Here is a 23684-nt window from a genome sequence, read left to right on the forward strand (position 1 = left end):
CGCGACGTGGGACTACTACGGCCATCGTAGTCGAAAACACCGCCGGCATCACGGAGCCGGAACCAGCAGTGCCACGGTCTCCAGATGGTGGGTGTGGGGGTACAGGTCGAAGGCCCGCAGGCCGGCCAGCTCCCACCCGGAGCGCTGGAAGTAACCCAGGTCACGTGCGAACGACGCCGGATCGCAGGACACGTAGGCGACGGCGCGGGGCTGCGCCGCGACCAGCTGGCCCACCACGGATTTGCCAGCCCCTGCCCGGGGCGGGTCGAGGATGAGGGCGTCAAAGTTCCGCGGTTTTTGGCGCAGGACGCGTTCCACCCGGCCCTGCACGACTTCCACCTGGGGTGCCGCGTGCAGGTTCTTGCGGGCGTCGCGGCTGGTACCGGGCGCCCCTTCGACGGAGAGCACGGAACCGGTCTCACCCACGGCATCGGCAAGGACGGCCGTGAACAGTCCCGCCCCGGCGTAGAGGTCGGCCACCACCGCGCCGGGGTGCAGGAAACCGCCTCCCTGGAGGAATTTTGTGACGCTGCCCACAAGTGTTTCGGGCGCGTCGCGGTGGATCTGCCAGAACCCTTCCCCGGTGACGCGGTAGTCGTGGCCTGCGGCGGACTCCTGGACCCAGGTGCGGCCCTTCAGCTGGGTGGTGCTGCCCGTCAGGGGATCGAAGCCTGCCACCGAAACGTCAGCGGGAAGTTGCGCGGCGATGGACTTCAGCCGCTTGTCCTTGGTTCCGGGGGCCGGTGCCAGCAGCACCAGGGGGCGGGAGCCGTTGGCGGGGGCTGCCACCTCCACTCGCTCGACACCCTGCAGGTCCAGGTCCCACAGGCGGAGGGCGTTGATGGCCTCGGTCGCCAGCGGCATGTCCCGCACCGGAACGATGTAACTGGAGCGGTGGGCATGCATCCCGAGCTTGCCGCCGGGGGTGACGGAAAAGCTTGCGCGGGTCCGCCACCCAAGGCCTGGGCCGCCGTCGTCCGCTTTCCCCACGGCCCCTTTCCCGGCATCCCTGCCCACCGCTTCAACCCCGGTGGTGAGCTCGACGCCGGCGAGGCGCCTTAGCTGTTCGGCCAGGACCTCCGCTTTCAGGCTCCGCTGCCTGGCCAGGGTTATGTGGCCGAATTCGGCCCCGCCCACCGGCGGATGGCCTTGGCTCCAGGCGCGCAGGGAATCCGCCGGACGCCAGAAATGCTCCACCCTGTCCGGGGAGGCATCAAGCACTTCGACGGTGTCAGCGCGCCAGAACTTGGCGTCCTCCCCTGCGTCGGTCAGCCGGGCGCGGACCTTTTCGCCGGGGATGGCATGGCGGACGAATACAACGCGGCCCTCGTGGCGGGCCACGCAGTGCCCGCCGTGGGCCACCGGTCCGACGTCGAGGACGGCCTCTTCCCCTGCGTGGTCTGCGGAGGTGACTTCCGTTGTGGCCGCGGAGGATGCTCTGGTGGTCATTGGACGTCCTGCAGGTTCTTTGCTTCTTCGGAGGATTTGAGCTGCCAGGGCACGCTGGCCACCATGACGCCGGGTTCGAAGTGGAGGCGGGTCTTGATGCGCAGCGCGGTCTGGTTGTGCACCAGCTGCTCCCACCATTTTCCGACGACGTATTCGGGGATGTAGACCACCACGAGGTCGCGCGGGGAGTCCAGCCGCATCTGCTTGATGTACTCCATGATGGGCGTGACGGTTTCACGGTACGGGCTGGCGAGCACGGTGAGCGGGACGGGTATCTCCAGCTTCTCCCAGTCGGCAACGGTGTGGGCGGTCTCCTCGTGGTCGATGTCCACGGTGATGGCGTCCAGCCGGGAGGGCCGCGACGCCCGGGCGTAGGCGAGGGCCCTTAGGACGGGCTTGCGCACGTGGGAGACCAGCAGGACGGCGTGGACCCGGGTGGGAAGGGCGCGCGGGGAGGAGTCCTCGTCCACGGCAAGTTCCTTCGCCACGTTGTCGTAGTGCGCCCGGATGCTCCACATGATCAGGAACAGGATGAACATGGCCAGCAGGGCGATCCAGGCGCCCTGTTCGAACTTGGTGATCAGGACGATGACCAGCACCAGGCCCGTCATGCCGAACCCGATGCTGTTGATGGTCCGGGACTTGATCATCCGGCGCCGGACGGCCTTGTCTTTGGCGAGTTTCAGTTCCCGCCCCCAGTGCCGGACCATGCCGAGCTGGCTGAGGGTGAAGGAGATGAACACGCCCACGATGTAGAGCTGGATAAGCTTCGTGACATCGGCGTCGAAGGAAATGATGAGCACCAGCGCACCGGCAGCGAGGGCGAGGACGCCGTTGCTGAAGGCCAGCCGGTCGCCCCTGGTGCGCAGCTGGCGGGGAAGATAGCCGTCCTGGGCGAGGATGGATCCGAGGACGGGGAACCCGTTGAAGGCCGTGTTGGAGGCGAACACCAGGATGACGCCGGTGGCGGCCACCACGATGTAGAACGGGATGGAGCCGGCGCCGAAGATGGTCTGCGCAATCTGGCTGATGGCCGGGTTCTGGATGTAGCCCTCCGGCAGCGGTTTGCCGTTGAGCAGGAACTCCGTGGCGGGGTCCAGCACGATGTGCACTTTGGTGGCGTTGGCAAGGTAGATGATGCCGGCCAGCATGGCGGCGCCGATCATGCCCAGGAGCAGCAGCGTGGTGGCGGCGTTCTTGCTCTTCGGTGGGCGGAAATTGGGAACGCCGTTGCTGATCGCTTCGACACCGGTCAATGCCGCGGCACCGGAGGAAAAGGCCCGCAGGAGCAGGAAAGCGCCGGTCAGGCCCACGAGGCCTTCATCGAAGCCCGGCGCCGGGACGATGGTGAAGGCCGCAGACGGGGCCTGCCCGAGCTGGCCGGTAGCGGCCTGGAAGATGCCCACCGCCGTCATTCCAAGAATGGACGCCATGAAGATGTAGGTGGGGACTGCGAACAGGCTGCCCGCCTCTTTGATGCCACGCAGGTTGACCAGGGCAAGGATGACGACGCCGATGGTGGCGATGGCAGCCTGCTGGCCATGGAGCGACGGGACAGCCGTGGTCAGGTATGCCGCCGCCGACGACATGGACACGGCCACTGTCAGCACGTAGTCCACCAGGAGGGCCGACGCAACCGTCAGTCCTGCGTACCTGCCCAGGTTCTCATTGGCGATCTCGTAGTCGCCACCGCCGGACGGGTAAGCGTGGACGTTCTGGCGGTAGGAGGCAATCACGGTCAGCAGTACCACCATGACGGCGAGGCCGACCCACGGCGAAAACGCGACAGCACTGACGCCGGCAAGGGCCAAGGTCAGCAGGATTTCGTCCGGCGCGTAGGCCACGGATGAGAGGGCGTCGGACGCGAAAACCGGGAGCGCAATTTTCTTGGGCAGCAAGGTATGGGCGAGGCGGTCATTCCGGAACGGCCTGCCCACCAGCACGCGTTTGACGGCGTTCAGTATTGTCAACACCCCACAAAGCTAGTCTGAATCGCGGGCGATGTCATGACGGCGTCCGCCCAGCCCGAATCGCGGCGGTGACTGTAGAGTTCTAGCTGCACAATCGTGACAGATATACATAAGGAGAAACGGTGGCGCATTTCGTGATCATGGGATGTGGCCGGGTGGGGGCAACGCTGGCGCACACGCTGGAGGATGCCGGGCATTCCGTGGCCATCATCGACCAGGACGACCGCGCGTTCCGCCGGCTCCGCCAAGGGTTCACGGGCCGGAAGGTCACCGGCGTGGGCTTCGACCGGGACACGCTCAAGCAGGCCGGCGTGGGTGAAGCGTACGCTTTCGCGGCGGTCTCCAGCGGCGATAACTCCAACATCCTGGCCACCCGCGTGGCCCGCGAAACCTTCCATGTCCCGCATGTGGTGGCGCGGATCTACGACCCCGGACGCGCCGAGATCTACCAGCGCCTGGGCATACCCACGGTGGCCGCGGTCCGCTGGAGCGCCGACCAGGTGCTCCGCCGGATCCTTCCCGAACAGCATCTTGCCGGCGATTTCCGCGAGCCTTCCGGGCGGCTGGTCCTGGCCGAACTGGACCTGGACGCCGGCTGGATCGGGCACCGGATCAGCAGCATCGAAAAGGCCGCCGACGTACGCGTGGCCTACCTCACCCGCTTCGGTGAAGGCCTGCTGCCCGGTGCGGGAACGGCATACCAGGACGGCGACACCGTGCACGCCATGCTGCAGGTGGACCGCAGCGCCCAGATCGCCCAGATCCTCGCCAAAGCCCCCGCCAAGGAGTATCAGTGAAAGTCGTTATCGTCGGTGCCGGCAGCGTCGGATCGTCAATCGCCAGGGAACTGCTGGCGCACAAGCATGAAATCCTCCTGATCGACCTCAAGCCGGAGGTCATCGGCCGCAGCGGACTGCGCGGTGCGCATTGGCTGGTGGGTGACGCATGTGAGCTTTCGACCCTCCAGGGTGCCAAGGTTGAGGACGCCGACGTCGTGGTGTCCGCGACGGGCGACGACAAGGTCAATCTGGTGGTGTCCCTGTTGGCCAAGACTGAGTTTGGCGTGGGCCGCACAGTGGGGCGGGTCAACAACCCGAAGAACGACTGGATGTTCAACGACTCGTGGGGCGTCGATGTCGCCGTCAACACCCCGCAGCTGATGACCGCCCTCGTGGAGGAGGCGGTGGAGATCGGTGACCTGGTCCGGCTCCTCACCCTCCAGACCGGGGTGGCGTCGCTGGTGGAATTCACCGTTCCGCACGATTCGCACGTCATCGGCATGACCGTCGGGGATATCCATTGGCCCGAGGACGCCACGCTCGTGGCCATCCTGCGGGACCAGGCACCCATCACACCCAGCCGCGACGACGTCATCGACGGCGGCGACGAGCTCTTCTTTGTCACCACGATCGCAGCAGAGGACGGGCTGCGCGCGCTGCTCTCCTCCGCGCCTGGCAGCATCGACGTGTCCCAGCAGGTGGCCAGCGGGACGGCTTCCATTCCCGGGCACGGACCAGCGATGGACGACGACGGCTTCGACGGCTAGCAGCCGCGGTCACGGATCGCCCCGGACGGGTATCCCCCGGGTGCTGCGGCGTCAGGCGGCCTGGTCGGTGCCGGCTTCAGCTTCGGCCGGTGCCGGCCGGGTGACGAGCCACGCGATCCAGACACCCAGGATGTAGAGGGGTGCCCCCATGATGAGACGGGTGGTGGCGAGGGCCGCCAGGCCGTCGGTTCCCGCCAGGTAAAGGGGAACCTGGACGATGAGCCGGAGCGCCAGGACGGCCACGATGATCCAGGTGCCCAGGCGGTACGCCTTGACCCGTGCAGGGTCCTTGCGCCAGTCCACGCCTTCGTTGCGGATGAAGCCGAAGAGCAGCCCTGCTACCGGCCACCTGACCGCGATCGAGAGGAGCATCGCCAGGATGTATGCGGCGTTAGTCAGGAAACCTGGCAGGTAGAAGTCTTCCGCTTTGCCGGTGGTGTTGGCCAGCCACGCGGAGATGCCGACGCCGACAACGCCCGCCAGGGCCTGGGTCAGCGGCCGCCGCTGCACGAGCCGGACGACGGTGAACGCGGCTGCCGACACCAGCGCTGCCACCAGGGACAGGGGCAGTTCACGGGTGATGGTAAAGGCGACGAGGAACACCAGCCCGGGAACAATGCTCTCGGCGATGCCCTGCACGCCGCCGGCGCTGCGGAGCACGTCCACGCGGCCATCATGGGTGCGGTGCAGTCCGGCCTTGGCAGCGTATTCGGCGGCCAGCCCCGCCATCGGCGATCCTTCCCCGGGCTGTTCTTTCCGGGGCGTGGAGCCGGGGGTTTCGGAGGACGGGTCGGGCTGGTGCGCGGTCATTCGTTCTCCTCGCGGGACAGGATCTCGTAGCGGGGGTTGAAGATGGTGGGCACGTCCTTACCTCGGGCCAGCATCCCTTCAACCCGGAGCACAGCGCCGGCTTCAATGCCGGGGACACGCCGTCGTCCGAGCCAAACGATCCGCAGCCGCGGCGGCCTGCGCCGTCCTGCAGCCGGTCCCGGACGTCCGGTATCGGCATCGGCGAGCAGGGCACTGAATTCAGCGGTCCGGTCGGCGGGCACGAAGGTTACCGATTCGACGTGCCCCTCGCACAGGACGCGGCCTTTGTCCGGAAGCTGGTCGATTGGGGTGATCCGGCCGGTGCCGCGAAAAGCTCCGGCGGCGGGGGTCTCAGCCGATTTGGGTGATTTCCGGACCACGTTCGGGCTCCTCCAGGGTGGGCGCGGCGGGCGGAGGAGCGGCGGAGGCATCTTTCGGCAGCCGCAGCTGCAGGAGGTCGCGGGGAGGCATGGGGCTGTCGCCCCGCACGACGACGACCTTCCGGAACAGGGCTTCCAGCGGTTCGGCGGCGGGCTTCTCCAGTGCTGCGGGACCGCCCAAAACTCCGCGGAGGAACCACCGGGGTCCGTCGACGCCGATGAACCGGGCGACGCGGTAGCCCTGGCTGCCGTCCGGCAGTCCCGCGGGGAGTTTGGCGACGAGCTCGGTCCCGAAGGCACCTTCGACCTCTTCGACCTGGCCGCCCTGTGCGCCCACCGACTGGCCGATTTGCTCGCGGATCTCATCCCAGAGCGTTTCAGTCTTGGGGGCGGCAAAAGCCTGCAGCTGCAGGCTGGATCCGTTCAGGTCCAGCGTGACGGCCACGACGCGCTGTGTTGCTTCCTCCACTTCGAGGCGGAGCTGCAGGCCTTCGCTGGGCGTGATCAGCAGGGCGCCGAGGTCCACATAGCCGTCACGGCTGCTGATCTCGGTTTCGTCGAAGGGTCCGTCCTGGCGGAGGGCTGCGATACCGGGCTCCCCCGCGCCGGACTCTGCGGCGGTGAGGGATTCGTCCGGTTCAGCCGGCTCTGCGTTCTTGGCTTTCCTGCCGAGCCCGAAGACCATGGGTGACTCCTTTGTTATGAATGTGCCGGCGCGGACCGGGTCCGTGCAGCGGATACTGGCGTGGCAGCGGGGACAGCGGGGTGTCAGGCCCCGGGGACGGTAAAGCCGCCAGTGGAACCAAAGCCTCCAGTACCCCGGACGGACCCGCTCAATTCGCTGACAGGAATGAATTGGGCGTGCTCCACCCGCTGGATCACCATCTGGGCAATTCTATCGCCGCGGCGGAGCTCGATCGGCTGGGAGGAGTCGGTATTCAGCAGGGTGACTGAAATCTCGCCCCGGTAGCCGGCGTCTACGGTTCCGGGGGCGTTGACGATGGTCAGGCCGTGCTTGGTCGCCAGGCCAGACCGGGGGTGGATCAGTGCCACGAAGCCTTCGGGAAGGGCAATGGCGACGCCCGTCGGTACGAGCTTGCGCTCCCCTGGCAGCAGCACGACGTCCTCCCGCGCGCGAAGGTCCGCGCCGGCGTCGCCGGGATGCGCGTAGGACGGGGCTTCCAGTTCCGGGTCCAGCATTTTCAGCTGTACCTGGAGGGTGGGTGCGCCGGTGGCCGGGGAGGCGGCCTCGGGGACAAGGTCTACTGTGGCGGGATGATCAGTCACAGTCACTCACTCTAACCCGCGCCCCCAAATCGCTCCTAGGTGTACTGCCTGGGGCGGCGAATCCGGCCGGGCACCTTCCCCCAGTGCGGCGGCGCTGTCCCAAGGTGAAATAGCGGACCAAAGGTGGAAAGCTTGGCCTATGCCCGAATCAAGCCCGTCCGCATCAGTTCCCAGCACACCGTCCGCAGGGGCGCCTGCCGCCTACCGGGAAAAGCTGTGGCCCAATGCCTGGATCTGGATTATCGCAGCGGGTGTTTCCGCCGCCGGAATCCTGGTCTTCGCGCCCATCAGCATGGCCGCGGGCTACACCGCGGCAGCTGTGCTCTTCATCATCATTGCAGTCCTCCTGGTGCTTTCCACGCCCGCCATCACGGTTACGGAGGATTCCCTCACGGTTGGCCGGGCCACGATCGAGCGCAGGTTCATTGGTGAAGTCCAGCAGTTCCGTGCAGATGAGGCGACAGCGGAGCGCGGCACCAGGCTCAATGGCCTGGCGTACCTGTGCATCCGCGGCTGGATCGACCCCGTGGTCAGGATCGAGATCACCGACCCCGCGGACCACACCCCCTACTGGCTGGCCTCCACCCGCCATCCGGACCAGCTGACGGCAGCCCTCGCCCGGCGCTGACAGCCGCCGCAGGAACCGGAGGAAGCCCGGATCCAGCGGAAAATCACGGCGCGCCCTGCCCCTTGAGCCAAATCCGCCCGGCCGGGTGGCAGAGTTTCGGTTGATAGTAATGCCAGGGTGGAGGATTTGTATGCAGGATCTACGGCTTGTAGGCGTGCACGACGACGGGACGCATCTCCTGTTGAGCGGGGCCGGCGGCGAGATGTTCCAGCTGCCGATCGACGAGGCACTCAGGACGGCGAGCCGGACCTCGGCCAAGCCGCGTAACGAGCGGCCCGCCATTCCCATGTCGCCCCGCGACATCCAGGCGCGGATCCGGGCCGGCGCCACAGCAGCCGACGTTGCGGAACTCTCCGGCCTGCCGTTGGCCAAGGTTGAACGGTATGAGGGCCCCGTCCTGGCCGAGCGCGAGTACGTGGCCCAGCAGGCCCGCAAGGTGGAAGTGGCGGCGCCGTCGCCCGGCCACGACATTTACCGGTCGGCGTTTGGCGATAATCCAGCCACCCTCGAGGACATGGTGGCGCACCGGCTGTCCGCCCATGGCATCGACCCTTCGACGGTGGAATGGGACTCCTGGCGGCGCCAGGACGGCACCTGGACTGTTTCGGCCAGCTTCGAGGCAAAGTCCGGCGTAACGCCCGGCATCGGCGAGGAACCGCCAGCCCTGTGGACGTTTAATCCCGGCCGCAAGTCCTTGCAGAACACCAACCGCTGGGCGCAGCAGCTCAGTGAACTCGAGCCGCTGGACGGACCGGTGCCCGCCCGCCGCCTCACGGCAGTTTCCGATCGCCCCTTCGACTTCGAAACGGACGCGGATACAGGGAAAGCTTCCTCCCCAGGCCAGGCCGGGCCTGCGCAGGCTCCCGGCAAGGAAGCTGACGGCCTGCTGGATATGCTCCGCTCACGCCGCGGCCAGCGCCTTGGCGTGGACGAGGATTCGGATGACGCCCTGGCGCTGCTGCTGACCCATGGCGTACCGGCCGCCCACCCGCGCCCATCCGAGGTTGCCGCCGAGCCGGAGGAACACGATCCGGAACCGCAGGATGAGAAGGGCGACGTCCCCGCCGCACAGGGTGATTCGTTCATCCGGCGCCGCGATGCACGGCCTTCCATGCTGTCCAGGCTCAGCCTCCTTCCGCCGCACCGGGACGTTGAGGGTGACGCGCTGAGGCTGCACGACGGCGTCAGCACCGACACGAGGGAAATCACCATCGCAGCGTCCCCGCAGAAGCCATCCGGTTCCGCTCCGGCCGCGGGCAGCGGGGCTTCCAGTGGTGCCGGGCTGGACGAGCTGCTGGGCAGCAATCCCCGCCGTCCGACAGCCAAGCAGGACGATTCCTCCCCCAGCACGGGCCAGCTGCCTGAGACCGAGGCGCCGGAAAGGCCTGCCCGGCCGAAGCGCTCCAGCGTGCCGTCCTGGGATGAGATCGTCTTCGGCACCCGAAGCGAGTAGAAGCCTCTCCCCTTGCGCGCTCTTCCTAACCACCCGGTGGAGTGCTAGGCTCCGCCGCAGTATCCCCTTGCGGCCGCCCTGGGGCCGCAATCAGCAAGGAGGTCCGCAGTGCCGCACACCACCTGCCATATGTCGGTCTCGCTGGACGGTTTCGTCGCCGGCCCGGACCAGAGCCGCGAGAACCCCTTGGGCCGGCGGGGACTGGAGCTGCACGGCTGGCACATCGGTGATCCCCGCGCCAACGATGCCGACAAGGCCGCGAACGAATGGCTCATGCGCCCGCAGGGCGCGTACGTGATGGGCCGGAACATGTTCGGCCCGGTCCGCGGCGACTGGGATGAGGAATGGAGCGGGTGGTGGGGAGCGGAACCGCCCTACCACGCACCGGTATTCGTGCTGACCCATTTTCCGCACGACCCCATTCAGATGGAGGGCGGAACGACCTTCCATTTCGTCACGGGAGGCTTTGACGCGGCCTACGCCGCGGCATGCGAGGCGGCCGGGGATAAAGGCGTGGACATCGCCGGCGGGGCATCCACCGTTCGGCAAGCCCTGGCAGCGGGCGTGATTGATGAGCTCACCCTCGACATCGCACCTGTACTACTCGGTTCGGGTGATCGGATCTTTGATGGGGCTGAGTCTTTCGACTTCGAACCCGTCGAGGTGCTTCACTCCCCGCTTGCCACGCACATCCGCTACCGCCGGATCAGCTGACGGCAGCTTCGTGTCGAGGGCAGCGCCCAAGGGCGGGACGTCCACCGTGCCCGGCTGTCATAGGGCCAGCTGCTCCAGGAGGGCTTCCTCGAGCAGGCTTCGCTCCCCGGGGAGGACGCCGGGCGGCCACCACGGTGGTTCCCAGTCCTGGTGTTCGCTTGTGTAGTGCCGGCCGGTCGGTGAGGTCCAGCCGGGTGGTTCGTTTTTGCCGGCCGGGGTGGGTGCCCAGCCGGTGGTGTGCCGGAGCCGGTGGTGTTTGCGGCAGGGCTGTCCCAGGTTCGAGATCCCAGTAGTGCCGCCGTTGGCCCAGGCGAGGATGTGGTCGGCGTCGTTGTCCAGGGAGTTGTTGCTGCAACCGGGGAACGGGCATTTTCCGTCCCGCAGCCGCAGCCAGGCCCGCATCGCGCCCGTGACCCTGTAGCTGGTCCGCCCGATCTCCAGCGGCGCCCCGTCCCGCGGATCCACCAACACCCGATAGAACGAGCTGGCGCCGTTGGCGACCAGTTGGCGCGCCATGGACGGCGGGATGGGCCCGTAGCCGTCGAGCATGGCTGGTTCATCGGTCAATCCCATCAGCGAGGACACCGGGACGGTGACCAGCACCTGCGCTTGGATCCGTGGCGATGGGACATGTGCTGCTTCACCGTCTTCAACATCCCCGGTTGCGGTGCCGCTGCCCAGAACCGCCTCAGCGAAGGCGTCAGCGCGGAGCTGGGGCATGCTGCGGTGTTCGTCCGGGCCCTGCATGCCCCGGGCGGCCGCGGTCAGCCGGTTCCAGCCCGCCAACGCCTGATCGGCACGCAGGTAGGCGGAGAGCCAGGCCATGCCGTTATCGTCCGGCCGGAACTCCACCCGCCGATCCGCTACCCCCTTGGCATGGCGGATTTCGATGCTCTCGGCATGATGACGTTCCCGCCACGTCCGGGCCTTGCCCCTGAACCGGTGTGCCGGCATCTGCCCCACCGGGCATCCCCTGGCAGGGTCCGGAGCGTCAGGGTCCAGGAAATGGGCCTCCAGCGCGCCGGCACTGGCAGCATCAAGACTCGCCGTTTCGTCGACCATGGCCAGGGCATGCTGCCAGGACAGGGCCCCGGCCTCCAAGGCCGCAAAGGTCCTGGGCAGCGTGGTGGCAAGGGCGTGGGAGGCGGCCAGGAACGATGACGCCGCCCGCGGCCCCAGGGCCAGCACACACCCGACCTCGGCCGCGACAGCCATCTCCTGCGCCTGCACCGGCACATCCGGCCCGGCAACAGCGTGGGCGCTCTCCGCATACTTCACAGCGGCCTTCGCCTTTAGCGCCGCGAAACCGGCTTCGGCTTCCCGGGCACCCCCAAGAATATCCAGGCAACCATCGGCGAGCCCCGCCAAGGGATCAGCCGGCGAGAACGGCTCCGAACCGGACCCATCCGCCTCCGCGTGAAGCACAGCAAGGGCAGCACGGATATCCGCATACGCCTTGGCCACCGCTGCTTTCCCCATAAACCAATCATGGCAAAGGGGTACGACATTGTGACTGCCGTGAGGCTCTCACCACATTTGAGGGCAGGAACCTTTGCGAGGGCGTATCAGAACCGGTGGGCCGACTACATGCTCTCCCCTGCCCAAATTCCGGCTGCCCTATCGAAAGGGCAGTTCCTTCCCTTGGAAGGGCAAGACGCCCTGCGCGGGAGTTAGCGTGAACCAGTCAGTGCCCTGTTTGCTTGCAAAAATAATCACTCGCTGATCAGTGTCGAGTGGGTCACCGTCAGGGTAGGACTCGCCGTCGGCAGTACAGGTCACAGGAGTGGAAGAGATGCGGATTGTTCCATCCCCCGGTTCGCCCTTAAGTACCTGTTCAACCCTTATCAGGTGGGTTGTGGCCTTGTAGCCGTAGATGCTGGTTTCGCCGTCTTTACCGGCGGGCTCGCCGATCAGCACCAACCCCGCGTGGTCGTATTGATCTTGCGGGGACTCAAACCGGACCCAGTCGACGCAGGCCACGGCGCCGCTGCCTGGCGCCGCGGCGCCTGTTGTTTCGATGCCGCTCCCAGGACCTGCGGGCCGGCTTTGTTGGGTGTCGCTGTTAGCAGCTGCGGGCCCGCTTGGTGGAGTGCCGCAAGCTGTCCCCAGCACAATGACCAGAAGCCCTGCCTGCGCCAGCGAAACGAATTTCCCCATGTCATGAAGGTACTCGCAGCCAAAAGGCCCCACTACCGGCTCCCCAAGATGGAACTGAAACGAGACCCAAACGAATACTTACAGTCCTGCTTCGGCGAGGGCGACTGCAGGCCACTTATACGCTGGCACGCCGGGGATGCATTCCCCTGGAAGCAATGAGATCTGCAACAAGGGCACCTATAAGGGCCAGAACCAGGGGCGACTTCGCACCTTCCACCGCGAAATAGGTCATCAATGGATAGTGCTCATCCGGATTGAGGCGCGGCCCGGATGCCATCGGGATGGCGAGCATGGCCACCAATGCGAAAACTCCAAGAGCCGTGAAGCGTGCGGCCGCGCTGCGGACCGCCGCACGATAGATCAGGACTGCTGCGACAACCAGGACTACAAGGACGGCAGGCCAGAGGTACCGCAGCCAATCACCTGCGACGCTGATGAACCGGTCGTTGAACCCTATGAAGCCGTGGGCCTCTACCAACTGCAACTGCATGGTGATGTAGCCGGCCAGAAGTATGACCAGCAGAGGCCCTGCCACCGCAACGACCATCGGCGCGACCGCTTCCGTTATGGGCTTCGGGAACTTTCTGTCTTGGCTGGCCACTTTTTCCATGATGAATCCCCCAATTCTGTGTCTTCAGACTTTAGGCCTTTGGGCATCGACCAGACAGGGGAAAGATAAACCGTTACCAGGATTCCCGTTCCTCCTAGGGGTTCCCAGGAGTTGCCGGCCTTATCGCTGGCCGCCGAAGGACACGGGCGCACTGAACACTGCAGGGCTTCACTCCGCGATCGCGGCCAATGCTGCCTAAGCCCCGGTACCAGGCGCGCCCGGACCGCCGGTACCGCGCCACAGGCAGGCGTCGACCTCGAACGGCAGCAGCTGGTCCTGCTGGGCCATCAGCTTGGCACCGTGGGCGCTCACCCGGCGCATGAAATGCCGGCGGCACAGCGTCTCGTATCCCACCACGGGAACATGCTCCGCTTCCGGAGCCGCCGCGGCATCCACCACCATGTCCACATCGCCCACCACCACCTGGGCACCTTCGGTGACCATGACGCCGTCGACCGTCCTGGCGTTGTGCGTGGCGCGCCGGCCGCACCAGCACAGGGCCTCAACCTGCAGCACCTGGACACGGTCCGCCAGTTCGATGAGCCGCTGAGAGCCCGGGAACAGCCGGGTCCGGAAGTCGGCAGTGATGCCGAACGCAAAGACGTCGACGTCGATCTCGTCCACCACCTTGGCCAGCTGCTCCACCTGCTCCGGGGAGTAGAACTGGGCCTCGTCGCAGATCAGGTAGTCCACCCGCTGGCCCCGTGTGCGGCGGAGCATGACCTCCTCCCAGAAGTCCGTGCTGTCCACCACCTCCACCGCGTCCGTCTCCAGCCCAAGGCGGCTGGAGATCCGGGATTCGCCGGCACGGTCGTTCCGGCTAAAGCGCACGCCGCCGCGCCCCCGGGCCCGGTGGTTGTAATCCATCTGCAGGGCCAGCGTCGACTTCCCGCAGTCCATGGTCCCCGAGAAAAAGATCAGTTCAGCCACGCCGGCGCCTCCCCTCGGCCTTGAAGCAAAGCAGCGGGACTTCCCGCTCGGCCTTGGTCAGGGAGCCGTGCTGGCCCACCACTTCCATGGCCGTGGGCCGCATCCGCCGGCCGTCGTACAAGGCAAGCGCGTCGCGGGCCGCAATCATCACGTCACCAATCCGGCGTTCGACGGCGGGACGGACCTCGCCGAACAATCCCCCGGCTATTGCTTCCTCACGTGTGAAGGCCCACACCCTGGAGCCGAAACGCGCCTTCCAGGCAGCCAGCAACCGCTCCCGGCTTCCTGCCGCGTCCGCAAGGTGGCCGTCCTCCAGGTACAGATGCACCATGCGGGGTTCACCGGCAGTGTGGCGGACCCCCTCCACCAACGCCGGGTCGCCGGAGAAGTCAATGCGCTGCGGCTCCGGCACGTCGAGCATTCCGTGGTCCGCGGTGAGCAGGATGGTGGTGCCGGCGGGCAGCGAATCGTTCAGCCGCTTCACCGTTGCGTCGAGCTCCTCCAGCTGGTGCTCCCACTGCTCGGACTGGCAGCCGTACCGGTGGCCGGCCTTATCAAGCTCATTAACGTAGAAGTACATGAGGGACGGGCCGCCTGCTGCCATGGCCTCGGCCGCCGCCGCCGTCCGGGCATGCGCGGTCATGCCCGAAATGAACCTGCCGCCCCGCAGGGCGGCCCGCGTCATGGGCGAGCCGTCGAACTGGGAAAGGCTGACTGTGCTGACATCCACGTGGCCGCCGACGCGCTCGAAGACAGTGGGGAACGGCTGCCAGGTGGCCGGGTCAACGCCGGCGTCCCAGTTTCCCAGGAGGTTCACCACCTTGTCCTGGTCAGGGTCCAGAACGTCGTAGCCCACCATGCCGTGCTGGCCTGCGGACAGGCCTGTACCGAAGCTGGCCAGCGCTGCCGCCGTGGTGGAGGGGAACGCTGAGTCCAGCCACACGGGAACCTCGCCCTGGCCCGCCTGGATGACCGAACGCAGGAACGGCGTGTGCGCCGTCTTTTGCTTGACCAGGTTCCTGCCCAGGCCGTCCGCGAGCACCACGCAGACGCGGCTGGCCGCAGGAAGGCCAAGGGTGTTACTGAAGCCGTCCACGCCCAGGCTCGCGGCTGCGCTGGTCAGGACTTCGGCGACGGAACGGCGTCCATAAGCGGGCGGCGGCGGGAGATCGGGAAGGCGTCCGGAGGCGGCGGGGGCTGGTACGGCTTGGTGGCTGTCTTCGGGCATCAGCGCTGCTGGTGCCCGCGGCTGAGCCGGTTGCCGAACACTCCTGAGCGCGGCCTCGGCGCCATGGACTGGACATGGGATACGGGAGCGGGGGATCCGGTGTTGACGGCACGCAGGGCGCGGGCGAAGAGCTTGGCATCCTGCACGGCCTGCAGGCCGTCCGCCTCCGCGCTGATCCGCAGCACGATGTCTTCCTGGGCGATGGTGCCGGTGTAGCCGTGGTCCGCTTCGCACTGCGGGTCCCCGCAGCTGGCGGGGCCCATGTCCAGCCGCTGGCCGCCGGACCAGGCGATGGACAGGGTGAGCTCACGGACGGGATCGGACGGCTTGTAGTTCTGCGGCTGGGCGTACATGTAGCTCAGCACCACCGAACGGATCTGTGCCACCGGAACGGATTCGGTGGAGATCTGGGCGACGATCTGCTCCCCCGCCTCGTCCAGTTGCTGGTCATCCACGTGGGTGATGACCAGCATGTCGGCCGTCAGGACCAGCACCGTGATGTGGCGGCGCACTTCGGCGCGGTCAAAGTGGGTCTCCAGGTGCACCAGGTGGGCCACGCATTCCCGGCCGTCGAGGGCGTCATCGACGACGTCGGAGACGAGGCGCGGGTAGAACCCGGCCTTCTGCAGTGCGTCTTCAAGGCTCCTGCCCTGCCCACCGTGGTTGTGTGAGCTGTGCTGGCGCACTGCCTGGTTTTCGTTGCCGGGCGTTTCGGGCGCGGACGCGGGAGGCGGAAAGCTCATGCCCCCTATTTTCACAGATCGCCGGGCCAACTTGCGAACCGCGTCAGCCCAGCATGGCCCGCCGCGCGCTGTCCGTGCGCTGGGCGGCGTTGCCTATGCGGACATCCGCGGCGAGGATCGTGGCGCCTGAGGTCCCGACAAGGACGGGGTTGAACTCCACCAGGGCGATTTCGGGATGGTTGTCCTTCATCCACGCCAGCCTGCCGGCGAGGTCCTCCAGGGCGGCAACGTCCACTGCCGGCAGGCCCTGGTAGCCAAACAGCTTCCGGGAGGCGCGCGGGGACCGGATGAAGTCGTGCACATCCGCTGCAGAGAGCGGCGGCACCCGGTGCGCCCAGTCGTCCAGGAGGTTGACGGCGTCCCCGGCCAGGCCGAATGAAATGACCGGACCCAGCAGGGGGTCCTCGATGGCGCGGAAGGTGCATGCCTGCCCCACCGGCGCCATGGCCTGGACCTCCAACGCCGGGTCGCCGTAGGCGGCGAGCGCGCGGCGCATCTGCAGCACGTTCTGGCGCAGCGATTCCGCGTCCTCAATGCCAAGGCGCACGCCGCCCAGGTCCAGCCGGTGCCGCAAGGCCGGCTCGGTGGTCTTCAGGACGACGGGCCAGCCCAGGCCCTCGGCCGCCTCCACCGCCTCTTCCGGCGTTGTGAAGCCCACTGACGGCAGGACGGAAATGCCGTAGTGGCCCAGGAGCGTGGCCGCCGCGGCAGGGTCCAGCTGTTTGAGCTGTTCGCCCCTGACGTCTGCCAGGAGTGTTTCGAGCAGGGCGCCGGCCTGCCGGGGGTCGCAGCCGGCGGGTTCGACGAAGTGCCCCTGGTCGCGGGCCGCCCACTCGGCGTACCGGACCACTGCGGCGAGCGCGGCCACCGCGGCTCCGGGGTTGGAGTAACAGGGCAGGGTGCAGTCCCCGATACCGACCATCCCCTCCACGTTGACGGCGGGGTCAAGGATGCCGGTAAAGACGGCTAGCACGGGTTTGCCCGCCGCTGCCGAGCATTCCGCAAGCACCGCGGCTATCGCTTCGGGGGCGAGCCCGCGCCCCGGCAGCAGGGCGGCAACGGCTGCGTGCACAGTGTCCGGGGCCAGGGCCTCCAACAGGGCGGTCCGCAGGGCGGGCAGCGCCACCGACTGGCCGGCGTCGAGGTCGAGGCCTGCGACCACCTGCGCCACGCCCAGCCCGTGCGCCGAGGCGCTGTCCGCGACGACGCTGCCCAGCGCCGGCGAGTTGCTGAGGATGGCCACGTCCGCTCCCCGGGGAAGCGGCTGGCCCGACACGACCTGCGCCACGTCCACGAGCTGTTCCACGGTTTCAACGCGGATCACCCCGGACTGGCGGAGCATCGCATCCAGCGCTCCGGCCGGCGCCTGCGTGGTGCGCACGGCGTGCCCCGGCGGCAGGCGCAGGCCCATGGTGTCGGACTTGGCCACGATGACCGGCTTGGTGCGGGCCAGGCGCCGGGCGATGCGCGAAAATTTGCGCGGGTTGCCCACCGACTCCAGGTAAAGGCCCACCGCGGAGGTATCGGCGTCGTCCTCCCAGTACTGCATCATGTCGTTGCCCGAGACGTCCGCCCGGTTGCCTGCCGAGAGGAGGGTGGACAAGCCCAGCCGGCGCCGGCTGGAGGCGGCATAAAGTGCGACGCCGATCGCGGCGGACTGGCTGAACAGGCCCAGTCCCCCGCGCAGCGGGAGGGAGGGGGCCATGGACGCGTTCAAGGACACGTCGGGGTGTGTGTTGACGATGCCCAGGGACGCCGGACCGATGACCCGCATCCCGTTCGCCCGGGCCTGGCGCACCAGGGCGCGCTGCCGCAGGAGGCCGCGTTCGCCGTCGTCCGCGAAGCCTGCCGAGGCGATCACCACGCCTTTGACGCCGGCGGCGGCACATTCGGCCACCACGCCGCTGACTTCCTCGTACGGCACCGCGATGATGGCCAGCTGGACGGGCTCGGGAACTTCGGACAGCTTGCCGTAGGACATCATGCCGGCCAGTTCCAGCGCTTCGGGGTTGATGGCGTAGACGGGCCCGTGGAAGCCGCCTTCAATGATGTGTTCCAGCAGCTGGTACCCCACGGTGCCCCACTTGCGGCTGGCTCCGATCACGGCAACGGACGACGGCGCCAGCAGGTCCCGGACGCTCCTCGCCTCCGCGCGGTGCTCGCGGGATTCCATCACCGCACGCGATTTCTCGGTGGGGTCGATGTTGAACTCCAGGCTGACGACGCCGTCGTCGAAGTGGCGTTTGACGTCGTAGCCGGCGTCCGAGAAGACCATCAGCATCTTGCGGTTCTCGGGCAGCACTTCGGCGGTGAACTTGCGGATGCCGTTTTCGTGGGCGGCGGCGGCAAGGTGCTCCAGCAGGATGGAACCGATGCCCCTCCCCTGGTGGGCGTCCGCGATGTTGAACGCCACCTCCGCCTGGGTGGGATCGGCAAGCCGGTCGTAGCGCCCGATCCCGATGATTTCGCCGTGGATGGTGATGACGAATGCCACCCTGTCCTTGTAGTCCACCTCGGTGAAGCGCTTGAGCTCCTTGGCGGACAGCCTGGCCTTGAACGCGAAGAAGCGCATGTAGATTGAGTCCTGCGACTGCCCGGTGTGGAAGGCCTGGACGGCGTCGGCGTCCGAGGGGTGGATGGGACGCAGGTGCGCTGTCCCGCCGTCCCGCAGGACGACATCGGCTTCCCAATGTTCCGGATATTCGCCGTCCCCGGGCTGATCCACCATAGGCTTAGCCTAGCCAAAAACTATCGCAGCACGCCCGCAGGCTGCGCAGTAACCCCAGAAGGATTTACCAGCCCCATGGCCCGCCGCCAAAGCCCAGCCCCGATCGCCGACGACAACTACACCGAAAACATCGTCGATATCGATGTCACGTCCGAAATGCAGGGCTCCTTCCTGGAGTACGCGTACTCGGTGATCTACTCCCGCGCCCTTCCGGACGCCCGGGACGGGTTGAAGCCGGTACAGCGCCGGATCCTCTACATGATGAGCGACATGGGCCTGCGCCCGGACCGCGGCCACGTCAAGAGCGCGCGCGTGGTGGGCGAGGTGATGGGCAAGCTGCACCCGCACGGTGACGCCGCCATCTACGACGCCATGGTGCGCATGGCGCAGGACTTCTCCCTGCGCCTGCCGCTGATTGACGGGCACGGCAACTTCGGTTCGCTCGACGACGGCCCGGCAGCACCGCGCTACACCGAGGCCCGGCTGGCGGCGGCCGCCCTCACGCTCACCAACCACCTCGACGAAGACGTGGTGGACTTCGTCCCCAACTACGACAACCAGCTCACCCAGCCGGACGTCCTTCCCGCCGCCTTCCCCAACCTGCTGGTCAACGGCGCCACCGGCATCGCCGTCGGCATGGCCACCAACATGGCCCCGCACAACCTGGTGGAGGTCATCTCGGCGGCGCGGCACCTGATCGCCAACCCCGATGCCTCGCTGGATGACCTGATGCGGTTCGTCCCCGGCCCGGACCTGCCCAGCGGCGGCCGGATCGTGGGCCTGGACGGCATCCGGGACGCCTACGCCACCGGCCGCGGCTCCTTCAAGACCCGCGCCAAGGTGGAGATCGAACAGCTTTCCGCGCGCCGCACCGGCCTGGTGGTCACCGAACTGCCGTACATGGTGGGCCCGGAAAAGGTGATCGAGAAGATCAAGGACGCCGTCAACGCCAAGAAACTGACCGGCATCAGCGACATCGTCGACCTGACGGACCGCAAGCACGGGCTGCGGCTGGTGATCGAGCTCAAGAACGGTTTCAACCCCAACGCGGTCCTGCAGCAGCTCTACCGGTACACGCCGATGGAGGACTCCTTCGGCATCAACAACGTCACCCTGGTGGACGGCCAGCCGCAGACGCTGGGCCTGGTGGACCTATTGCGCGTCTACGTCAACCACCGCATCAACGTGGTCCGCCGCCGGACCGTCTTCCGTCTCGGGAAGAAGAAGGACCGCCTGCACCTGGTGGAGGGTCTCCTCATCGCCATCGTGGACATCGACGAGGTCATCCAGATCATCCGGTCCTCGGACGAGGCCGCCGCGGCCCGCGAGCGGCTCATGTCCATCTACGACCTCACCGAAATCCAGGCCAACTACATCCTGGAACTGCGCCTGCGCCAGCTCACCAAATATTCCCGGATCGAGCTGGAGAAGGAGCAGGACGAGCTGCGCCGCGAGATCGCCGACCTCGAGGCGATCCTGAACTCCGAGGAGCTGCTCCGCACCGTGGTCTCCGATGAACTCGGCGCCATCGCCGAGGAACATGGCACCCCGCGCCGCACCGTCCTTTTGGAATCCGAGGCCGTCTCCCCCACCGTGGCCGCCGAACTTTCCGGGGCCAACGGCAGGAAGGGCAAGGCTGCGCCGCTGTCGCTGGAGATTGCGGACGACCCCTGCTGGGCGATCCTCACCGCATCCGGGCAGGTGGCCCGCACCACCAACCAGGAACCCTTGACCGAGGCGGGGCCCCGGAGCAAGCACGACGTGTACACATCCGTGGTGAAGACCTCGGCCCGCGGCGAAATCGCTGCGGTCACTTCGCTGGGCCGCATGCTCCGGCTGCAGGTCATGGACATGCCGGTGCTTGAGCCCGTGGCAGGGCTGCCCAACCTGGCCGGCGGTGTTCCGGCCAAGGAGTTCCTGACCCTGGTGAAGGGTGAGTCGCTGGTCGCGTTCGTGCGCCTGGACGAGGTCCTGGCCATCGGCACCGCGCAGGGCGTGGTGAAACGCGTCCAGCCGGACTACCCGCTGAACCGCGAGGACTGGGAAGTGATCACGCTCAAGGACAAGGACTTCGTGGTGGGCGTGGCACCGGCAGCCGCGGACGACGCCGACCTGGTGTTCCTCACCCGGCAGGCGCAGCTGCTGAAGTTTCCCGCAGGCAACGTCCGGCCGCAGGGGCGGACGGCAGGGGGCATGGCCGGCATCAAACTGGCCGCCGGTGACCAGGTGATCTTCTTCGGCGCTGTCCAGCCCAAGGACGAGGCCGCCGTCGTCGTGACCATCGCCGGCAGCAACGGCGCCCTTCCCGGCACCGCCCCGGGCACGGCGAAGGTGACCGCCTTCGCGGAGTACCCGGTCAAGGGGCGCGCCACCGCCGGAGTGCGGTCGCACCGTTTCCTGAAAGGCGAGGACGTGCTGCTGCTGGCCTGGGCCGGGCACGGACCGGCAAAAGCCTCCTCAGCTGCCGGGGTGGCCCGGTCGCTGCCGCAGGAACACGGCCGGCGTGACGGCTCGGGCGTCCCGCTGTCCCAGGCCGTGGAGGCCGTGGGTCCGTCCATGGCATGGGCGGACGAAGCAGCTGCGGAAGGCTAAAGCCGGGCAGACGGCGCTAGCCCGCCACGTCCCGCCGACGGAAACCCAGGACGGCGAGCGCCAGCAGCACCGCGGCCGTACCGGCAGACACCAACACGCTGTCCCACGCCGTGCCCTGCCTCAGCGGGTCGTGGGCGATGTACTGGAAGAACGGGGACACCTTCTGGATCCGGTCAAAGACATCCACCAGCGGCGCCAGGGCGTTGACGATGTACGCGAGCACCGCCAGCACGGCAGGCACTCCCCGGCTGAGACCCGTGTGCCCGGTGCCCGCCGACAGTGCCAGGGCAAGGGAGCCGAACACGACGCCGAGCAGGGCAAGGTGCAACATGGCGGCCGCCACTTTGTCGGTGGGAAGGACCATGTCCACCATGCTGCCTTCAAGCACCAGGGACACCCCCATCACGGCGGCCAGCAGGAACGTGCCCAGGACCATTGCGGCGAACTTGTCCAGCACCACCCTGCCCCGGCTGACCGGGTTGGACAGCAGCAGGTCCATGGTGTGCCGGTCCTCCTCCCCTCCGATGGCACCCGCACCGGCACTGATTGAGTAGATCAGCACGGCAATCGGCCCCATGAAGGAGAGCAGTTCAACCTGGATGTACCCGGTGGGGGTTGACATGTCAGCGCTGGAGGTTGCGAACAGGGAGCGGAAGGCCTCCGGCATCTGGTCGATGAAGTCGCTCATCGACGGCTGGGACTGGACCGAGGGCCAGATCGCCGCATAGGTGGCCACGATGAGCGCCAGGGAGACGGACCAGGCCAGCAGCGTCCTGCCCTGGTCCCGGAGCGTCTTAAGCAGAACGTTAGCGAGCATGCCCAGCCTCCGCTTCCACCCCGCCGGGCCTGCCTGTCCCGGCCGTCTCCGTCCCGGGCCTGCCTGTCCCGGCCGTGTCCATCCCGTAGTACCCCAGGAACGTTTCCTCCAGCGGTGCTTCGGAGCACTCGAAATCCTCCACCTGACGGGCACTGACCCGCTTCAGCAGCGCGTCAAGGGCTGCCTGCGGGGCGCTGCAGGCCAGCGACCGGCCGTCCACCCGCACGTCCCGCACGCCGGGCACCCCCGCGAACTCGGCCGCGGACACCTCTTCGGCGAACCGGGCCCGCACCTGGTGCAGGGACCGGGCAGCCAGTTCCTGGAGCCGCTCCACCGCCACCAGTTTTCCCGCACGGACCACACCAATCCGGTCGGCCACGCGCTCCACCTCGCCAAGGACATGGGAGGAAAACAGCGCTGAGCCGCCGGCCGCCGTGTGTTCCCGCAGGATGGCGTGGAAGACCTGCTGAACCAGCGGGTCGATGCCGCTGGTTGGTTCGTCCAGCACCAGCAGCCGCGGCCGGGACATCACCGCAAGGACCACTGCAAGCTTTTGCCGGTTGCCCCGCGACAGCGTGCGGGCCGGCCGGTCCAGGTCCAGTTCGAGCCGCGCGGCGGTCCGGGTTGCCAATTCGCTGTCGTCCCGGTGCCGCAGGTGGGCGCAGTACGCAATGTGCTGGCGGCCGGTCAGCCGGTCATAGAGCGCTGGCTCCCCGGGCACGTACCCCACGACCCGGTGGACTTCGCGCGACTGCCGCCACGCGTCCAGCCCCAGCACGTACGCTGTGCCGGAGGTGGGCCGCAGCAGGCCCATCAGGAGCCGGATGGTGGTGGTCTTGCCTGCCCCGTTCGGTCCCAGGTATCCGAATACTTCGCCCGGCCCGATGGCGAGGCTGACGCCGTCGAGCGCTGTTGTCCGGCCAAAACGCTTCGTCAGTCCGGCGGTCTGCACCATGTCTTCCCCGCTCATGGAGCCAAGGCTATGCGCGGCCTGCACGCCGCTCCAGAGTCCTTTGGCCTGCGGCGGGAGGCGTTGGACTCTGGCGGGACTGCTGCGCACGGCGCGGGCGCATCCCGCCTAGACTGCTCTCATGCCTATCGTCCCCGATGAGAAGGACTGGACCTGGGTCCTGTCCCGCACCTGCCCGGAATGCTCCTTCGACGCCTCAACCGTGACGCCGTCGACGGTCCCCGGAACCATCCTGAGCCTACTCCCCCGGTGGCGGGCAGTCCTGCGCCGGCCGGACGTGGCGGAGCGTCCCGACGACAGCACCTGGTCCGCACTGGAGTATGCCTGCCATGTCCGGGACGTCTTCACCCTGTTCGACCAGCGGCTGAACCTCATGCTGGCATCCGATGACGCGCGGTTCGAGGACTGGGACCAGGACCGGACGGCCGTGGAAAAGGACTACGCCAACGCCGACCCCGCCGTGGTGAGCGCCGAACTCACTGCCGAAGGACACCAGGCCGCCGAGTCCTTCGCTGCCGTCCGGGAAGAGGACTGGCCGCGGAAGGGCCTGCGCAGCAACGGCTCCGAATTCACCGTCCTGACCCTGTCCCGCTACTTCCTGCACGACGTTGTCCACCACCTCCACGACGTCGACGGGTAGCGCCGCCGGACCGCCGGGTTCCTAGCGGGGCC

Annotated in this window: 22 protein-coding genes; 7 read left to right on the top strand and 15 right to left on the bottom strand. The window is 67.5% G+C overall.

Going from position 1 to position 23684, the window contains the following annotated elements:
- Positions 1–48 precede the first annotated feature (48 nt).
- Both AC2JAJ_RS19910 and AC2JAJ_RS19915 read right to left on the bottom strand, forming a co-directional pair.
- A complete protein-coding gene (locus AC2JAJ_RS19910; RefSeq protein ID WP_486414785.1) occupies positions 49–1449 on the bottom strand; it encodes a class I SAM-dependent RNA methyltransferase in 1401 nt (466 codons plus the stop codon).
- Positions 1446–3422 carry an APC family permease gene (locus AC2JAJ_RS19915; RefSeq protein WP_486414784.1) on the bottom strand — a complete coding sequence of 659 codons (1977 nt, stop codon included), beginning with the start codon at positions 3420–3422 and terminating at the stop codon, positions 1446–1448. Before AC2JAJ_RS19915 ends, AC2JAJ_RS19910 begins: the two co-directional genes overlap by 4 nt.
- Positions 3423–3541: 119 nt before the next feature.
- On the opposite strand from AC2JAJ_RS19915, the gene AC2JAJ_RS19920 reads away from it, so the two are divergent.
- Positions 3542–4216, top strand: coding sequence for a potassium channel family protein (locus AC2JAJ_RS19920; RefSeq protein ID WP_221387562.1), 675 nt, complete (start codon positions 3542–3544; stop codon positions 4214–4216).
- On the top strand, positions 4213–4965 hold the full coding sequence (locus AC2JAJ_RS19925) for a potassium channel family protein (RefSeq protein WP_221387561.1): 753 nt from the start codon (positions 4213–4215) through the stop codon (positions 4963–4965). The genes AC2JAJ_RS19920 and AC2JAJ_RS19925 overlap by 4 nt, the downstream gene beginning before the upstream one ends.
- 51 nt (positions 4966–5016) lie before the next feature.
- Here AC2JAJ_RS19925 and AC2JAJ_RS19930 read toward each other — a convergent pair whose 3' ends face one another.
- The 4 genes from AC2JAJ_RS19930 to dut all read right to left on the bottom strand — a co-directional run bounded on the left by AC2JAJ_RS19930 (position 5017) and on the right by dut (position 7442).
- Positions 5017–5775 carry a DUF3159 domain-containing protein gene (locus AC2JAJ_RS19930; protein WP_486414783.1) on the bottom strand — a complete coding sequence of 253 codons (759 nt, stop codon included), beginning with the start codon at positions 5773–5775 and terminating at the stop codon, positions 5017–5019.
- On the bottom strand, positions 5772–6155 hold the full coding sequence (locus AC2JAJ_RS19935; RefSeq protein ID WP_374226191.1) for a single stranded DNA-binding domain-containing protein: 384 nt from the start codon (positions 6153–6155) through the stop codon (positions 5772–5774). Before AC2JAJ_RS19935 ends, AC2JAJ_RS19930 begins: the two co-directional genes overlap by 4 nt.
- Positions 6127–6840 carry a DUF3710 domain-containing protein gene (locus tag AC2JAJ_RS19940; protein ID WP_473697484.1) on the bottom strand — a complete coding sequence of 238 codons (714 nt, stop codon included), beginning with the start codon at positions 6838–6840 and terminating at the stop codon, positions 6127–6129. The genes AC2JAJ_RS19935 and AC2JAJ_RS19940 overlap by 29 nt, the downstream gene beginning before the upstream one ends.
- 83 nt (positions 6841–6923) lie before the next feature.
- A complete protein-coding gene (gene dut / locus AC2JAJ_RS19945; protein ID WP_473697485.1) occupies positions 6924–7442 on the bottom strand; it encodes a dUTP diphosphatase in 519 nt (172 codons plus the stop codon).
- Between the two features lie 139 nt (positions 7443–7581).
- Between dut and AC2JAJ_RS19950 the strand changes: the two genes are divergently transcribed.
- From AC2JAJ_RS19950 to AC2JAJ_RS19960, 3 genes are all read left to right on the top strand, one after another.
- Entirely contained in the window at positions 7582–8070 is a 489-nt protein-coding gene (locus AC2JAJ_RS19950) for a DUF3093 domain-containing protein (protein ID WP_486414782.1), read from the top strand.
- A 130-nt stretch (positions 8071–8200) separates the two neighbouring features.
- On the top strand, positions 8201–9523 hold the full coding sequence (sepH, locus tag AC2JAJ_RS19955; RefSeq protein WP_486414781.1) for a septation protein SepH: 1323 nt from the start codon (positions 8201–8203) through the stop codon (positions 9521–9523).
- Positions 9524–9631: 108 nt separating this feature from the next.
- Positions 9632–10237 carry a dihydrofolate reductase family protein gene (locus AC2JAJ_RS19960; protein ID WP_486414780.1) on the top strand — a complete coding sequence of 202 codons (606 nt, stop codon included), beginning with the start codon at positions 9632–9634 and terminating at the stop codon, positions 10235–10237.
- 57 nt (positions 10238–10294) lie between these two features.
- Here AC2JAJ_RS19960 and AC2JAJ_RS19965 read toward each other — a convergent pair whose 3' ends face one another.
- The 7 genes from AC2JAJ_RS19965 to AC2JAJ_RS19995 form a co-directional block, all read right to left on the bottom strand.
- Positions 10295–11716, bottom strand: coding sequence for an HNH endonuclease signature motif containing protein (locus tag AC2JAJ_RS19965; RefSeq protein WP_486414779.1), 1422 nt, complete (start codon positions 11714–11716; stop codon positions 10295–10297).
- A gap of 138 nt (positions 11717–11854) precedes the next feature.
- Positions 11855–12394 carry a hypothetical protein gene (locus tag AC2JAJ_RS19970; protein WP_486414778.1) on the bottom strand — a complete coding sequence of 180 codons (540 nt, stop codon included), beginning with the start codon at positions 12392–12394 and terminating at the stop codon, positions 11855–11857.
- A 115-nt stretch (positions 12395–12509) separates the two neighbouring features.
- Positions 12510–13004: a hypothetical protein gene (locus AC2JAJ_RS19975; RefSeq protein ID WP_501053274.1), complete on the bottom strand. Its 495-nt coding sequence runs from the start codon at positions 13002–13004 to the stop codon at positions 12510–12512.
- Positions 13005–13199: 195 nt separating this feature from the next.
- Positions 13200–13934: a thymidine kinase gene (locus tag AC2JAJ_RS19980; protein ID WP_221387552.1), complete on the bottom strand. Its 735-nt coding sequence runs from the start codon at positions 13932–13934 to the stop codon at positions 13200–13202.
- Positions 13927–15162 carry an alkaline phosphatase family protein gene (locus tag AC2JAJ_RS19985; protein ID WP_486414776.1) on the bottom strand — a complete coding sequence of 412 codons (1236 nt, stop codon included), beginning with the start codon at positions 15160–15162 and terminating at the stop codon, positions 13927–13929. Before AC2JAJ_RS19985 ends, AC2JAJ_RS19980 begins: the two co-directional genes overlap by 8 nt.
- On the bottom strand, positions 15162–15905 hold the full coding sequence (locus AC2JAJ_RS19990; RefSeq protein WP_473697494.1) for a DUF5998 family protein: 744 nt from the start codon (positions 15903–15905) through the stop codon (positions 15162–15164). The genes AC2JAJ_RS19985 and AC2JAJ_RS19990 overlap by 1 nt, the downstream gene beginning before the upstream one ends.
- Positions 15906–15948: 43 nt before the next feature.
- Entirely contained in the window at positions 15949–18633 is a 2685-nt protein-coding gene (locus AC2JAJ_RS19995; RefSeq protein WP_501053276.1) for a GNAT family N-acetyltransferase, read from the bottom strand.
- 75 nt (positions 18634–18708) lie between these two features.
- Here AC2JAJ_RS19995 and AC2JAJ_RS20000 point away from each other — a divergent pair, with 75 nt between their 5' ends.
- Positions 18709–21225 (top strand): DNA gyrase/topoisomerase IV subunit A, encoded by a 2517-nt coding sequence (locus AC2JAJ_RS20000; RefSeq protein WP_221387548.1) that lies wholly within the window; start codon positions 18709–18711, stop codon positions 21223–21225.
- Positions 21226–21241: 16 nt separating this feature from the next.
- Here the strand turns inward: AC2JAJ_RS20000 and AC2JAJ_RS20005 are convergent, their stop codons facing one another.
- Entirely contained in the window at positions 21242–22042 is an 801-nt protein-coding gene (locus tag AC2JAJ_RS20005; RefSeq protein ID WP_486414774.1) for a DUF2705 family protein, read from the bottom strand.
- On the bottom strand, positions 22032–23012 hold the full coding sequence (locus tag AC2JAJ_RS20010; protein ID WP_486414773.1) for an ABC transporter ATP-binding protein: 981 nt from the start codon (positions 23010–23012) through the stop codon (positions 22032–22034). Before AC2JAJ_RS20010 ends, AC2JAJ_RS20005 begins: the two co-directional genes overlap by 11 nt.
- A gap of 121 nt (positions 23013–23133) precedes the next feature.
- Here AC2JAJ_RS20010 and AC2JAJ_RS20015 point away from each other — a divergent pair, with 121 nt between their 5' ends.
- On the top strand, positions 23134–23652 hold the full coding sequence (locus AC2JAJ_RS20015; protein WP_221387545.1) for a DinB family protein: 519 nt from the start codon (positions 23134–23136) through the stop codon (positions 23650–23652).
- Positions 23653–23684 lie beyond the last annotated feature (32 nt).

This window comes from Arthrobacter sp. MOO21 (genome assembly GCF_057369995.2).

Excerpts from the sequence above, each read along its gene's own strand:
- AC2JAJ_RS19910 (WP_486414785.1), bottom strand. The coding sequence starts at position 1,449 with ATGACCACCAGAGCATCCTCCGCGGCCACAACGGAAGTCACCTCCGCA.
- AC2JAJ_RS19930 (WP_486414783.1), bottom strand. The coding sequence starts at position 5,775 with ATGACCGCGCACCAGCCCGACCCGTCCTCCGAAACCCCCGGCTCCACG.
- AC2JAJ_RS19940 (WP_473697484.1), bottom strand. The coding sequence starts at position 6,840 with ATGGTCTTCGGGCTCGGCAGGAAAGCCAAGAACGCAGAGCCGGCTGAA.
- AC2JAJ_RS19950 (WP_486414782.1), top strand. The coding sequence starts at position 7,582 with ATGCCCGAATCAAGCCCGTCCGCATCAGTTCCCAGCACACCGTCCGCA.
- sepH (WP_486414781.1), top strand. The coding sequence starts at position 8,201 with ATGCAGGATCTACGGCTTGTAGGCGTGCACGACGACGGGACGCATCTC.
- AC2JAJ_RS19965 (WP_486414779.1), bottom strand. The coding sequence starts at position 11,716 with ATGGGGAAAGCAGCGGTGGCCAAGGCGTATGCGGATATCCGTGCTGCC.
- AC2JAJ_RS19970 (WP_486414778.1), bottom strand. The coding sequence starts at position 12,394 with ATGGGGAAATTCGTTTCGCTGGCGCAGGCAGGGCTTCTGGTCATTGTG.
- AC2JAJ_RS19975 (WP_501053274.1), bottom strand. The coding sequence starts at position 13,004 with ATGGAAAAAGTGGCCAGCCAAGACAGAAAGTTCCCGAAGCCCATAACG.
- AC2JAJ_RS19985 (WP_486414776.1), bottom strand. The coding sequence starts at position 15,162 with ATGCCCGAAGACAGCCACCAAGCCGTACCAGCCCCCGCCGCCTCCGGA.
- AC2JAJ_RS19990 (WP_473697494.1), bottom strand. The coding sequence starts at position 15,905 with ATGAGCTTTCCGCCTCCCGCGTCCGCGCCCGAAACGCCCGGCAACGAA.
- AC2JAJ_RS19995 (WP_501053276.1), bottom strand. The coding sequence starts at position 18,633 with ATGGTGGATCAGCCCGGGGACGGCGAATATCCGGAACATTGGGAAGCC.
- AC2JAJ_RS20000 (WP_221387548.1), top strand. The coding sequence starts at position 18,709 with ATGGCCCGCCGCCAAAGCCCAGCCCCGATCGCCGACGACAACTACACC.
- AC2JAJ_RS20005 (WP_486414774.1), bottom strand. The coding sequence starts at position 22,042 with ATGCTCGCTAACGTTCTGCTTAAGACGCTCCGGGACCAGGGCAGGACG.
- AC2JAJ_RS20010 (WP_486414773.1), bottom strand. The coding sequence starts at position 23,012 with ATGAGCGGGGAAGACATGGTGCAGACCGCCGGACTGACGAAGCGTTTT.
- AC2JAJ_RS20015 (WP_221387545.1), top strand. The coding sequence starts at position 23,134 with ATGCCTATCGTCCCCGATGAGAAGGACTGGACCTGGGTCCTGTCCCGC.